We start from the raw sequence: 13196 nt of genomic DNA, 5'->3' as shown, positions 1-13196 counted from the left end.
ACCGTTGCGGTATCCGCTACGACATGTTCGCCGCCTATACAATAGCAGTTGGCGAGAATGCCGTCGTGGGGTCCCGGTCGAATCGGATTCGACAGCGACCGATCCCGTCAGACGACGGTCCGAAAAGATGCGCTCGCGTCTCGCGTCTCCTCGGTGGCGGAACCGTGATATCTGACGGGATAGCCGCCGACCGGGGTCAGTGCCAATTCGGGATGTGAGTGCTCGAGAACGCCCTCTCAGACCGCGCTGCCGGGCTGGTACTCGCCGAACTCGTCGCGCAGGACGTTACAGATCTCGCCGACCGTCGCGTAGGTTTTGACGGCATCGATGATATAGGGCATCAAGTTCTGGTCGCTCTGGGCGGCGTCCCGCAGGGCCTCGAGTGCCGCATCGACTTCCTCGTCGTCGCGATCTGTGCGCGTCTGCTCGAGGCCGTCGATCTTCCGTTGCTGGTCTTCCTGCGTGACCTCTTCGACGTCCATCTCGGGCTCTTCGTCCTCGATTTCGAACTCGTTGACGCCGACGATGATCCGGTCTTTCTCCTCGATTTCGCGCTGGCGGTCGAAGGCCGTATCCTGGATCTGGCGCTGGACCCACTGTTGCTCGACAGCATCGAGCATGCCGCCGCGTTCTTCGACTTCGTCCAGAATCTCGTAGGCTTCTTCCTCGACCTCGTCAGTCAGGGATTCGACGTAGTAGCTGCCGGCAAGCGGGTCGATGGTGTCGGCCGCGCCGGACTCGTGACCGAGGATCTGCTGGGTGCGCAAGGCGGTGCGGACGGACTCCTCAGTCGGCAGGGCGAGTGCCTCGTCCTTGCCATTGGTGTGGAGACTCTGGGTACCGCCGAGGACGGCCGCAAGCGCCTGATAGGCGACGCGGACGACGTTGTTCTCGATCTGCTGGGCGGTCAGCATCGAGCCCGCGGTCTGGGTGTGGAACTTGAGCTGTTTGGACTTGGGATCGTCCGGGTCGAAGCGCTCGTCGATGATGTCGTGCCACATCCGACGGGCCGCGCGGAACTTCGCGACCTCCTCGAAGATGTTGTTGTGGCCGTTGAAGAAGAACGAGAGCTGGGGCGCAAAGTCGTCGACGTCGAGGCCGGCCTCGATCGCCGTCTCGACGTACTCGATGCCGTTACCCAGCGTGAAGGCAAGTTCCTGGGCCGCGGTCGAGCCGGCCTCGCGGATGTGGTAGCCCGAGATCGAGATCGTGTTGAACTTCGGCGTCTCCTCGGCACAGAACTCGAAGATGTCCGTGATGATCCGCATCGACGATTCCGGCGGGTAGATGTAGGTGTTGCGTGCGATGTATTCTTTCAGAATGTCGTTCTGGATCGTCCCTCGGAGTTCCTCGCGGTCGACGCCCTGCTGGTCGCCGACGGCGATGTACATCGCCAGCAGCACTGACGCCGGCGCGTTGATCGTCATCGAGGTCGAGACCTCGTCGAGCGGAATGCCGTCGAAGACGGTCTCCATGTCCTCGAGCGAGTCGATCGCGACGCCGGCCTTGCCGACTTCGCCGGCGGCCATGTCGGCGTCGGAGTCGTAGCCCATCTGGGTCGGCAGGTCAAACGCCATCGAGAGCCCGGTCTGGCCCTGATCGAGCAGATAGTGATAGCGCTCGTTTGTGTCTTCAGGGGTCGAGAAGCCGGCGTACTGGCGCATCGTCCAGAGCCGACCGCGGTAGCCCGTGGAGTAGACACCGCGCGTGTATGGCGGCTCGCCGGGGTTGCCAAGGTCTTCCTCGTAGTCGAGGTCATCGACATCCGCCGGGGTGTAGAGGCGATCGACTTCCTGGCCGCCCGTATCGGTCGTAAACGTTTCCTTGCGTTCGCCGAAGCGGTCGAGGACGGGTTCTACCTCCTCTTCGTGCCACTCCTCCTTGCTGGCACGGATCTCCTCGAGTTCGTCGGGATCGAACATTATCGAAAGCGAGGACGGCACGGGGCTTGAACTTTGATGAACACGCTCAGGGCCCCTATCGTGTCACTGAATCGACTAATATAAGTCTAGACGTTGTCGTCCGGTTCGTGTCGGGCCGCCATCCTCGAGGCTTCCTCGGCATAGCGAGCCTGTGTGTCCGGATCATCGACGGTTCCGAGCGATTCGGACGGGACGAGTAATCCGGCTTTTGTCTCGCGTTTTGGGCCCGTAAAACTGGTCAGCGCTCGCTCCCGGCGGTGGTACTGCCGACCGTCTTCGGTCGCGTACACGAGGATAACGATATTGAGTTCGTCGTCGCCATACGTTCGCTCGACGAGCCAGACGCGAACGTCGTCTTCGTCGCTGTCGGCGTGCTCGTTCTGGGTCGTCGGCTCGGATCCATCAGCAGTCATGACTGTTGGATGTCCGTCTGTCTCTGGTTATGGATTTCGGCATTCGACGGCCCAGTCACAGGTCCAGCGTCGCTGTAGGTGTGCGCCACTGTCACCGACCCGTATCGTACTTGTACGTCGCCGAGTCGGGATCGATGCCGAAGTCCTCGGGCGATTCTTCGCTGTCCGCGTCTTCGCGGCCTTCCGGCGCGCGCTTGAACGCCTCTCGGAGTCGCGCTGGCATCCGGAACTCGTCGACGTCGATCGACAGCGGTACCGCGTCCGGGTCGGATCCGTCGCGTTTGGCGTCGAGTCGGTCCTGGAGTACGGTCGGCAGGTCCGACTCCGAGATCCGCTGAAAACCGAACTGGGCGAGATAGGGCCCCTCGCCGGTCAGGGCGTAGACGGTATCGAACCCCTCGTCGCCGGCGTACTCCACGAGTCGTTCAATGACGTGGGCCCCGACGCCCTGTCCGCGCCAGTTCTCGAGGACGCCGATGCTGGTTAACTCGCAGACGTCGTCCGAGTCATTGGGTTTGTGGACGCGGATCCGGCCGAAGCCGGCCTTTTCGCCGGATTCCTCGTCGATAGCAACGACGTAGTCGCGAGAGCGAAACGCCGTCTCATCGAGTCCCATCGCCTCGATGTGATCCAGCAACCAGACTTCCTCTCTGTTTTTCGCGTCCCGAACGTACATGATTCGACGTAGGCGACGTGCAGCCAAAAGGGTTTGTGGGTTGCCATACCGTTCGATCACGGTCCGCGTCCCTCGCATCGGTTGGCGGGCCAGTCGTTCGACAGCCCGACGACGCTGATCGCACGGTCCTGTTCCAGATTCGATGTCCATCCGTAGCACACCATAGTTTGACAGATATTGTATTCTGGATGCAATCAAATTATGAACACTGACTAATACACCGAAGCGAGGCCTGATACATCCGAATGATATGCATAATCGCAACATTTGGAAAAGGTTTATACCTGGCCATGACAACAAATAGCACATCATGGTAGAGTGCGAACGCTGTGGCGATAACGTCTCCCGGCTCTTTACGCATCGACACCGGTCCGACACCATGACCCACCGCCGAACGCGAGAAGTCTGTGCGACCTGCCATCCGTCCGTCCCGAAGGCAGTCTGATCCGATCGTTCCTCCGAGAGACCCATCGCCGACGGCGAGACACACGCCGCGTGTCCGATCTGTTCAGGAACTACGATCGCCGTCGGTGACTCGCCGACGTGTGTCGACTGTGGGTGGACCGGCAAACGGTAGTCGGTCTCCAGTTCCGGAACCCAGTTCGACCGGGTCGGCCGTCACTGAAACGGATGTCGCCTACTCGAGACGGACGACGTGCTCCTCGTGGCGGCTAGCCGCTCGACAGCGCTTCATCGAGTCGCTTCTCGATGTCGGCCAGTTCCTCGCGCAGGGCGTCTCTCTCGGTATCGTCGAGGTCGTCGATCCGGTCTGCGAGTCCCTGCAGCCGCGAGTACTTTTCGTCCTCGTCGACGCCCGTCTTCTGGATGTAGACGTCTTCGGTGACGTCGTAGACCTCGTCTGTCTCCAGTTCGGTCACCGCGAGGACGACGTCCAGTTTGTCCCGGTCGATGCCAGTGACCCACTCGCGGGGGATACCGTGGTCGTCGAGCGCGGCGAACACGGTTTCGGCATCCTTCGGCCGGCGACGGTCCCGTGTCGTCCGCCGGACGGTTCCGTATCGCCCGTAACGTTGCTGGTCCGGCCCTAGCCGCTCGAGCAGCGGTTCGCGCGCCGAGCGACGCAGTCGATCGGTGCCGTGCTGGACATCGGATGTGAGGACGTACAGATCCGTCAGCGAGTCGGTCTCGAGTGCTGCGAACTCGTCCGTCTCGAGCCGTTCGAGCAGCGCCGCCAGAAGCAACGCGTCGTCGTGGACGCGTTCGCGCGGGGCCCGTGCGTCCGCCGCGGAGACGAGAAACGGACTCTCCCCGGCGACGGCGTCGGGGTCAGAGCTGATCGTCCCGTCGTCGACCGCATACTCGTCGGTGAGGGTTACGACGCTTGCATACGGTTCGATCCCCGGCTGCAGTCGCTCGATAGCGACCGCCCCCTCCTCGAGTCGCTCGAGGACGACGACGAACTGTTCGCGCCAGAGCGACTGTCGCTCGCCGCTGTCCCCGAACCGGACGACGATCCGATCTGCTGCGGTTCGCTCGATGCCGAACGGCCGCTCGGAGACCGGTGTGATCAGTTCTGCACCCGGCTCGAGGGCTTCACACTGCTTCCGGAGGCTCGTCCAGGTGTCGTCGGGGTCCATACGTCGTGTACGGCACGGAGGCGCAAAAAGCGCGGCCACGAATCTGCCTCGATCCAGCGCTCGTCGGTTCCGGGTGGGGCTCACAGCCGCTCGGGGTGGCGGTTTGGTCGGGGTCCGTGCGTCGAGGAGCGGCCCTCTTACCGGAGCGCAGCCGGAAGCTGCGACAGTGACGAGAGCTGATAGGTCGGCGTCGCATCTAAATCGGGCTCGTCGGCTTCGGGCCGCGAGATGAGCGCCGAATCGATACCGGCGTTGTCGGCTGCGCGGATGTCGACGGCCCGGTCACCGACGTACAGCGCGGTCTCGGCCTCGAGATCGGCGATCGCAGCCTCGATGTTCGTTGGATCGGGTTTGCGTCGGGACAGTCCATCGGGAGTCAGCGGGCAGCCATAGACGGTCTCGAACAGCGATCGGAGCCCGAATCGATCGAGCAGCGTCGAGACGACGGTCGGATGGTTGTCACTGACGATTCCAAGGGGTGCCTCGAGCGACCGCATCGCGGCGACATCGTCGTAGGCGGAGCGAAGCCCACGTTCGACTTCCTCACGCTGGACTCGGACCATCTCCCGGGCGGCCTGGGCACAGAACGAGTCGGTTTTGATGCCGAGGCTGTGACACCGCTGGGCGAGCGACTCGAAGTCGCCACGCATGAGTTCCTGAAACGTTTCAGAAGCCGGCCCAGAGCGACCGAATTTTTCGTAGGTTCGGCCGAGCGCGTCGTAGAGTCGCTGGGACGAGGGATTCTCGACCACGACCCCGTCGAAGTCGAACAGGACCGCGTCGTATTGCATTGCTACCGGGTCGTATCGACTCCGAGGCTATAACCCTATCTGATGCTCTCGACTCGCGTGAAGACTGTCCGTCACATCCAGTGGGCCCTGCGCTCCGACCCTGCTTCGGAAAGCACAAACGTACTACTGAATATGCCGACCGTTCGTGGCGCGTCTCGAACCGCCGGCTGACCGCAATCCTGTTGTGACTCGTCTGCCGAAGAAAGCGCAGTGGCACTCTCGAGACGGCTTCGACGAACGCTCTGGGTACTGGTGGCGGCAGCGACGTTGACAGTCATGGCGGGGGCCGTTCTCGGCCCGGTCGTGCCCCGGATTCAGCGCGAACTCGGCGTCTCCGGGCTCGCAGCCGGACTCGTTATCACGACTCACGGCGGTGTCATCGTCCTCGCGAGCCCGCTTATGGGATCGCTCGTCGATCGGATCGGAGCCCGTCGGCCCTTCGTGGGCGGCCTCGTCGTCTACGGCCTTGGCGGCGGCGCGGGGCTGTTCGCCGACTCGTTGTACCCGCTATTGGCCTCTCGGATCGTCCTCGGACTCGGCACCGCTGCAGTCTATACGTCGGTGACGGTCCTCATTTACGACTGCTACGAGGGACAGGCGATGGAGCGGGCACTCGGATATCGAAGCAGCGCGAACAGCGCCGGTGCCGCAGTTTGGCCGCTGGTCGGTGGCGCGGCCGGTGCGATCGCGTGGAACCTGCCGTTCGGCATCTATCTCGTCGCGGTCCCACTGGGCGTCGTCGCCGCGCTCACGGTTCCCGAGACGGAGCAGGCTGCCACCAGCAACGCGGCCGCCGACGGGAGCGGACACGGAGACGAGCACAGCGACATCGCGGCGGTGCTTTCCGTGTTTCGCGACCGGCCAGCGCTCCCGCTCGTGTACCTGCTGTACTTCGGTGCGAACGCGTTGCTGTACGTGATCGTCGTGTTCTATCCACAGTTTCTGGCCGGTATCGACGTGACAGACTCCCTCCAGATCAGCCTCTATCTCGCAGCCAACGGCGCTGCCGGTGGCCTCTCGGCAATCACGTACGACCGCCTACTGCGGTACGTCGATCGCTCGGCGCTCGTGCTGGCGGCGCTCGTCCTCTGGACCGTCGGATTCGGGATCGCAACCGCCGTCGGAACGCCCACGGGCGCGGTGATACCGGTGGTCCTGTTCGGACTCGGCGTCGGGCTGGTCTTCCCCTCGACGTTCGCATGGGTTGAAGCGTTCGCACCGGCGACACGGCAGGGCCAGTTCAGTTCGTACATCGCTTCCTTCGGCTACACCGGGCAGTTCCTCTCGCCGGTCCTGTTCGGGGCTCTCGTGCCGTTTGCAGGCGTTAGAGGTGTTTTCGTCGCCGCCGGTGTAATCGCTGGCCTCGCCGCCGTCGGGCTCGCCACGAACCGACTCCGAGGAGCGGCAACCTGAGTCGGTCGACCTCGCAGGTCCCGGTGCGGTCTGTGCGCCGAACACGACGCGCCGAGCCCGGTTCGGACACCCTACAGTGTGACTGACTCGAGCTCGATGCGAGTCGATTCGGGCACCGACGCAGCCGACTCGCTCGCGACGGCGTATGTCCCCTGTTCGGTCGGCGTCTCGTCGCCGTTGGGCAGCACGATCACGCCCCTGGCCAGCAGCGGCGCAATCACGCCGGCCGCGACGGTTCGGGGATCCGACAGCGGCGCGCGGACGACGACTCGGTCGCCAGCCTCGAGGCCGACGTCGTCGACGACCCCGCGGGCGGCGTCCAGCACCCCCTCGTGGGTCACCGTTTGCTCGCCGTCGGTCAGGATCGTGGTGTCGGGATCGATCGACAGCGGCGGGAACGACGGGTTCTCGGTCCAGACGCCAGCGTCGAAGTGGTGGACGTCCGGCGAGTCGGGTTTGTCGCCGTAGCCGACTCGCTGTGCGCCCTGTGGCAGGTCATACTCCGCGAGTTCGTCGACGGGCGCGACGAGCGCCCGGAACGCGTCGTCGTCCGCGAGGTCGGTTGGCGGGTCAAAGCGAGTCTGCCCCTCGAGCAGCGTCGTCCCCAAGAAAGCAAGCAGGGCCAGCGGGCCGTCGCCGACGACGCCGACGGTGACGCCCTTGCGGACGCCCGCATGGCGCAGGAAGTTCCCGGATTTCCAGGCGGTGGTACACAGCCAGTGGTAGTCGTACTCCCGGCCCGTCACGTCGACGAGCCCGGTCTGTTCGTCACGCAGCTCCCGGGTAAGCAGATCGTCGACCGTCGCGGCGTTCATACGAATGTCTGGGGAGCGCGGCGAAAAAAGCACGCCGACTCGGCTCCCGGATGATGACGTCGAACGCCGTCATACGACGGGAGAGGGAGTCATCCCAGTGTAATATCGAGATACAGCATCACGATCACGCCGGCCATGACTCCGAGCGTGGCGATCCGCTCGTACCCGCGGGTGTGGGTTTCGGGGATGATCTCGTCGGAGATCACGAACAACATTGCACCGGCAGCGAAGCCCATCGCGTAAGGGAGCAGCGGCGTGACGACGCTCACCGCCAGTGCGCCAAGCACCGCAAGCGGAATCTCGACGACACCGGACCGGATTCCGGCGAACGCTGCGTAGAAGCGCCGATCCAGCCCGGCATTGATCGCGGCCACCGAGACGGCCAGCCCCTCGGGAATGTTCTGGATGCCGATCGCGAGCATGAGCGCGATCCCGTTCTCGACATCACCGGAGCCGAAGGCGACCCCCACGGCCAACCCCTCGGGCATGTTGTGGAGCGTGATCGCCAAGATGAACAGCACGACGGGGACCAGCCGTTCGTTCTCGAGCGGCAGCGACGTACTCGGATCAGCTTCGTCAGTCCGTGTACGGCCAGTCAGGAGAAAGTGAGCGTGGGGGACGAGCCCGTCGGCACGATCGAGAAAGGCCGCGCCGAGTGCGACGCCCACGAGCGTCGGGACCGGGTCCCCACCGGCGTACTGTTCGATCCCCGGGATAATGAGGCTCGTAAAGGCCGCAGCGAGCATGACGCCGGCTGCGAACCCAAGCGCCCCATCGAGCGCGCGCCTCGAGGGGTCTCGCCAGACGAGGACCAGCAATGCGCCGACCAAGTTCAACGTCGCGATAACGATCCCGCCGATGAGTCCCTGTATCACCGGGTTTTCGCCGGCTACCTGCACGAACAGGTCGACTATCGAGACCATGCATCCATCCTTCGAGTCACGGTCTCGTCTCGTCGCTCACTGGTCCCCATTGCTGTCATATATACTGACGACCAGCATATAAGGCCACCAATCAGGTGCGGTGAGTTACCACGTTAAGCGACGGTGCGAAAACGCGATTGTAGACCCTCTAGAACGCCCGCTTGATCTTCTCGAAGAAGCCCTCTTTGACCTCGATCTCGTCGCCACCTGCCTCGGCGAATTCCTCGAGCGCCTCGCGTTGATCCTCGTTCAGGCTCTCGGGGGTGACGACCTGCACCTGCACGTAGAGGTCACCCTGCCCGCGACCGCGCAGACGGGGCATGCCCTTCCCCTCGAGGCGGAAGGTCTCGCCGCTCTGGGTGCCCTCTGGGATTTCGAACTCGACCGCACCGTCGAGCGTCGGCACGGAGACGGTATCACCGAAGGTCGCCTGCGGGAACGAGATCGGCAGCCGATACCGGAGGTCGTCGCCTTCGCGTTCGAACTGTTCGTGCTCGCGGATGGAAACGTCGATCAGCAAGTCACCGTGGCGGCCCCCTTCGGGACTCGGCGCGCCTTCGCCCTCCATCCGGAGCGTCTGGCCGCTCTGGATGCCCGCCGGGACCTCGACAGTCAGGGTCGCCTCGCTACGGACGTAGCCTTCCCCGCGACACTCATCGCAGGTCTCGGAGTAGAGCGTCCCCTCGCCTTCACACCGGGGACAGGTCGTCGTCTGCTGGACGCGCCCGAGCGGCGTCTGCTGGACCTGCGTCACCTGGCCGCGACCCTGACACTCCTGACAGGTCTCAGCGTCGGCCTCCGGCGGATGGCCTGCTCCATCACAGACCTCACACTCTTCGGGCCGTTCGATGGTGAACTGCTTTTCGGCCCCGTTGTAAGCCTCCTCTAAGGTGATCTCGAGCTCGGTGCGCAGATCGCGTCCCTTGCGGGGGCGACGGCGGCCGCGGCCACCACCACCGCCGAAGACCTGCTCGAAGAGGTCGCCGAGGCCGCCGCCACCCATGCCACCGCCGCCCATACCGCCACCCATGCCGCCGAACGGGCCACCGCCCATGCCGCCGGCACCACCGGCGTCGCTGGCGTCGAAGCCGTGTTTCTCGGCCTGCTCGTAGCGGTCGTGGCCCATCTGGTCGTAGGCCTGGCGCTTTTCCTCGTCGGTCAGGACTTGCTTTGCCTTCTGGATCTTCTTGAACTTCTCCTCGGCGTCAGGATCGTCGCTGACGTCGGGATGGTACTCGGTGGCTTTCTCCCGATACGCCTGTTTGATCTCCTCGGCAGACGCGTCGGGGCTCACGCCGAGAACGTCGTAGAAGTCCTCGCTCATTCGTTGTTCCACCGATACTCGGTTGAGACACTTGAAACGAACGTTCCCGCGAGCACCCGTCTAAAACAGGAACTAGCGGCTCACGGACCCGCCGGCGAGCCAGTGGGCGGTATCCGGTCTGCTGTCGCGAGTTCCCGGCGCGACGCAGGACAACTCGCAGTCGCGCCACGAACTGACCGACAGGCGTCCGTCTTACTCGTCGTCTTCGTCCTCGTCGAAGCTGACGTCCTCGAAGTCGGCGTCGACGAACTCCTCGTCTTCGTCACCGGCAGCGCTCGCGCCGGCGTCGGGGCCGGGGTTCGGGCCACCGCCCATGCCGCCCATGCCTGCACCGCCAGCGCCTGCTGCGCCGCCCGCAGCGCCGCCAGCACCCGCAGCGCCGGCTTCCTGGTAGATCTGCTTGCCGATCTCCTGAAGCTGCGTGCTCAGCTCTTCGGTCGCCGACTCGATGGCCTCGGCGTCGGCATCGTCGTCGTCGATCGTCTCCTCTAAGTCCTCGATCGCGGCCTCGATATCGGCACGGAGGTCGTCGTCGACCTGCTCGTCGTTCTCCTCGAGGAGCGTCTCGGCACGCTGGATCGTGGCCTCAGCGGTGTTGCGGGCCTCGATGCGCTGGCGCTTCTGCTGGTCTTCTTCGGCGTGTTTCTCGGCCTCCTCTTGCATCTGCTCGATCTGTTCGTCGGAGAGGCCGGCGCCGCCCTCGATGGTGATCTCCTCGGTCGTGCCGCTGCCTTTGTCCTCGGCGGAGACGTTGACGATGCCGTTCTCGTCGATCGAGAAGGAAACTTCGATCTGTGGGGTTCCCGCGGGGGCCGGCGGGATGCCGGTCAGGTGGAACTCGCCGAGCAGTTCGTTTTCGGCGGCCAGTTCGCGCTCACCCTGGAAGACACGGACCTGCACCGTGGTCTGGTTGTCCGCCGCAGTGGTGAAGATCTTCGACTCCTCGGTTGGGATCGTCGTGTTCTTCTCGATGAGCCGCTCGAAGAGGCCACCTTTGACCTCGATACCCAGCGAGAGCGGCGTGACGTCGAGCAGGACGATGTCGTCGACCTCGCCGCCGAGGACGCCACCCTGAATCGCCGCACCCAGTGCGACGGCCTCGTCGGGGTTGACGTTCTTCTGGGGCTCCTCGCCGATGAGTTCCTCGACCTTGTCGGAGACCTGTGGCATCCGGGTCGAGCCACCGACCAGCAGGACCTCGTCGATGTCGTCTTTACTGTAGCCAGCGTCCTCGAGTGCCTGCTCGGTCGGTTCGACCGTGCGGTCGATAAGGTCCTGGGTCAGCGACTCGAACTTGGCCCGCGTCATCGACTCTTCCAAGTGGATCGGGCCGTCGTCGGTCGCCGTAATAAAGGGCAGGTTGATCTCGGTCTCTTTGCGCGAGGAGAGCTCGATCTTGGCTTCCTCGGCGGCGTCTTTGAGTCGCTGGAGGGCCTGCCGGTCCTCGCGGAGGTCGATGCCGTGTTCCTCCTCGAAGTTGTCGGCGAGCCAGTCGATGATGGCCTCGTCCCAGTCGTCGCCACCGAGGTCGTTGTCACCGTTGGTCGCGACGACCTCGTAGACGCCGCCGCCGAGATCGAGAATGGAGACGTCGAACGTGCCACCACCGAGGTCGTAAACGAGCACGGTCTGGTCGGAGTCGTCGTCGAGGCCGTAGGCCATCGACGCAGCCGTCGGTTCGTTGATGATGCGCTCGACCTCGAAGCCGGCGATCTCGCCGGCGTCTTTGGTCGCCTGACGCTGTCGGTCCGAGAAATATGCGGGGACCGTGATGACGGCTTTCTCGACCTCGTCGCCCAGATAGTCCTCGGCGTCGCGTTTGATCTTCTGGAGGATCTTCGCCGAGATCTCTTCGGGCGTATATTCTTCGCCCTCGATCTCGACGGTATAGTCATCCTCGCCGATGTGGCGCTTGATCGAGGCGATCGTCTTTTCGGGGTTCTGGATCGCCTGATTCTTCGCCGGTTTGCCGACGAGCCGTTCGTCGTCGTCGGTAAATGCGACGACCGAGGGCGTCGTCCGTTCGCCCTCCGCGTTGACGATGATCTCCGGATCGCCACCTTCCATTACCGCGAACGCGCTGTTCGTCGTCCCAAGGTCGATTCCGAGAATCTTGTTGCTCGCCATTCTGGACGGCTATTGTGCGCACTTTGTTTTAAAGGTTACTAGAGACGAGCGGTCTGCGAATAAAACGTCGCTGTAGCCACTCACACGTCGGATTCCAGTAGTTTGGTTGCAGTAAAAACGGCCACCACGACCGAACAAGGACTCGAGCGATCGGCTCCCGGGGTGGCAGGCGGATCGCTTAGGAGTCAGCCCCGTCGTCGGCAACGTCGCCGCCGAGTTCGAGCGCGTCGTCTTCGTCCGTGACTGTGTCGGTGTCACCGCTGGGCGTGTCAGTGCCAGCGTCGCCGTTGTCACAGTCTGCGTCGCCCTCGAGTTCGCCGTTCGAGACGGTCACCTGGGCGTTCTGGATAACCTTCTCGCCCATCTCGTAGCCGGGGGTGTAGACGTCGGCGATGGTGCCTTCAGGATGGGCGCTGTCGATCTTCATCATGACCTCGTGGCGTTGTGGGTCAGTCTCGGTGCCGGGGTCGGGATCGATCTCGGAGACGTTCTCGTCTTCGAGGATGCGGTCGAACTCCCGTAGCGTCATCTCGACGCCCTGCTGGAGGCTGTCGGCGTCGCCGCTTTCCTCCTCGAGTGCACGCTTTAAGTTGTCTCGGACGCCGATGAGTCGCTCGACGAGGTCCTCGGCGGCGCGATCCTTGATCTGCTGTTGGCGCTTTTTGGCCCGTTTCTTGTAGTTTTGAAAGTCCGCCTGCTTGCGTTTGAGTCGACTTTCCAGATCCTCGATCTCGGCTTCGTACTCGTCGATCGTCGCTTCGGCGTCCTCGAGTTCGGCCTGCAGTTGATCGATCGTCTCGGCCTGGGACTCGATGCGTTCCGTGAGGTCCTCGAGTTCCTCGCGCTGGTGGCTTACGGTCCCGTTGAGGTCGCGGGCCTCGTCGGCGAGCGAGGCGACCGTCTCGGCGAGTTCGTCGTCGACTTCGGTGAGCCGATCGAGGACGTGCTGGATGTCCTCGCTCGTTTCGGGAGCGCTAGCTGTGTCTTCGTCGGGCGTGTCTGCCACTGCCGTCGTTTCTGTATCGACCGATTCGGCTGCCGATTCCGACTCCCCGGTCGGTGCCGTCTCGGGATCGGCGTCGGCCATCTCGCCGTCGTCGGATTGCTCCTCGGACGGGACACCCTGGGCTGACGCGTTCGTGCCCTCGTCTTCGCTCATATGGCAGTCAACGAACAGCGGTAATAAAAGGGTTG

At 63.8% G+C, this 13196-nt stretch carries 12 protein-coding genes; 2 read left to right on the top strand and 10 right to left on the bottom strand.

Features of this window, described 5'->3' with window-relative positions:
• Positions 1 to 236: 236 nt before the first annotated feature.
• From BSG09_RS07355 to BSG09_RS07345, 3 genes are all read right to left on the bottom strand, one after another.
• A complete protein-coding gene (locus tag BSG09_RS07355; protein WP_092931664.1) occupies positions 237 to 1922 on the bottom strand; it encodes an acyl-CoA mutase large subunit family protein in 1686 nt (561 codons plus the stop codon).
• An 86-nt stretch (positions 1923 to 2008) separates the two neighbouring features.
• Positions 2009 to 2335 carry a hypothetical protein gene (locus BSG09_RS07350; protein ID WP_092931662.1) on the bottom strand — a complete coding sequence of 109 codons (327 nt, stop codon included), beginning with the start codon at positions 2333 to 2335 and terminating at the stop codon, positions 2009 to 2011.
• Between the two features lie 91 nt (positions 2336 to 2426).
• Positions 2427 to 3011 (bottom strand): GNAT family N-acetyltransferase, encoded by a 585-nt coding sequence (locus BSG09_RS07345; RefSeq protein ID WP_092931660.1) that lies wholly within the window; start codon positions 3009 to 3011, stop codon positions 2427 to 2429.
• A gap of 310 nt (positions 3012 to 3321) precedes the next feature.
• On the opposite strand from BSG09_RS07345, the gene BSG09_RS21550 reads away from it, so the two are divergent.
• On the top strand, positions 3322 to 3456 hold the full coding sequence (locus tag BSG09_RS21550) for a hypothetical protein (RefSeq protein WP_262488516.1): 135 nt from the start codon (positions 3322 to 3324) through the stop codon (positions 3454 to 3456).
• 226 nt (positions 3457 to 3682) lie between these two features.
• Here BSG09_RS21550 and BSG09_RS07335 read toward each other — a convergent pair whose 3' ends face one another.
• Positions 3683 to 4609, bottom strand: a complete 927-nt coding sequence (locus BSG09_RS07335; RefSeq protein WP_092931658.1) for a hypothetical protein — start codon at positions 4607 to 4609, stop codon at positions 3683 to 3685.
• A gap of 137 nt (positions 4610 to 4746) precedes the next feature.
• Positions 4747 to 5400: an HAD family hydrolase gene (locus tag BSG09_RS07330; RefSeq protein WP_092931656.1), complete on the bottom strand. Its 654-nt coding sequence runs from the start codon at positions 5398 to 5400 to the stop codon at positions 4747 to 4749.
• A 210-nt stretch (positions 5401 to 5610) separates the two neighbouring features.
• Between BSG09_RS07330 and BSG09_RS07325 the strand changes: the two genes are divergently transcribed.
• Entirely contained in the window at positions 5611 to 6813 is a 1203-nt protein-coding gene (locus BSG09_RS07325; RefSeq protein WP_092931654.1) for an MFS transporter, read from the top strand.
• Positions 6814 to 6884: 71 nt separating this feature from the next.
• Here BSG09_RS07325 and BSG09_RS07320 read toward each other — a convergent pair whose 3' ends face one another.
• The 5 genes from BSG09_RS07320 to BSG09_RS07300 all read right to left on the bottom strand — a co-directional run bounded on the left by BSG09_RS07320 (position 6885) and on the right by BSG09_RS07300 (position 13161).
• Positions 6885 to 7628 carry an acyl-CoA synthetase family protein gene (locus BSG09_RS07320; RefSeq protein ID WP_092931652.1) on the bottom strand — a complete coding sequence of 248 codons (744 nt, stop codon included), beginning with the start codon at positions 7626 to 7628 and terminating at the stop codon, positions 6885 to 6887.
• 89 nt (positions 7629 to 7717) lie between these two features.
• On the bottom strand, positions 7718 to 8551 hold the full coding sequence (locus BSG09_RS07315) for a ZIP family metal transporter (protein WP_092931650.1): 834 nt from the start codon (positions 8549 to 8551) through the stop codon (positions 7718 to 7720).
• Between the two features lie 148 nt (positions 8552 to 8699).
• A complete protein-coding gene (gene dnaJ, locus BSG09_RS07310; protein WP_092931648.1) occupies positions 8700 to 9875 on the bottom strand; it encodes a molecular chaperone DnaJ in 1176 nt (391 codons plus the stop codon).
• Positions 9876 to 10067: 192 nt separating this feature from the next.
• The gene (gene dnaK, locus BSG09_RS07305; RefSeq protein WP_092931646.1) at positions 10068 to 12002 is read right to left on the bottom strand and encodes a molecular chaperone DnaK; all 1935 of its coding nucleotides are present in this window, start codon (positions 12000 to 12002) and stop codon (positions 10068 to 10070) included.
• 178 nt (positions 12003 to 12180) lie between these two features.
• Positions 12181 to 13161, bottom strand: a complete 981-nt coding sequence (locus BSG09_RS07300; protein ID WP_092931644.1) for a nucleotide exchange factor GrpE — start codon at positions 13159 to 13161, stop codon at positions 12181 to 12183.
• Positions 13162 to 13196: the final 35 nt, after the last annotated feature.

The sequence above is a fragment of the Natrinema hispanicum genome (assembly GCF_900111485.1).
Classification (GTDB): domain Archaea; phylum Halobacteriota; class Halobacteria; order Halobacteriales; family Natrialbaceae; genus Natrinema; species Natrinema hispanicum_A.
Note: the sequence above shows the minus strand (reverse complement) of the source record. Positions and strands in the feature narration are given on the sequence as shown.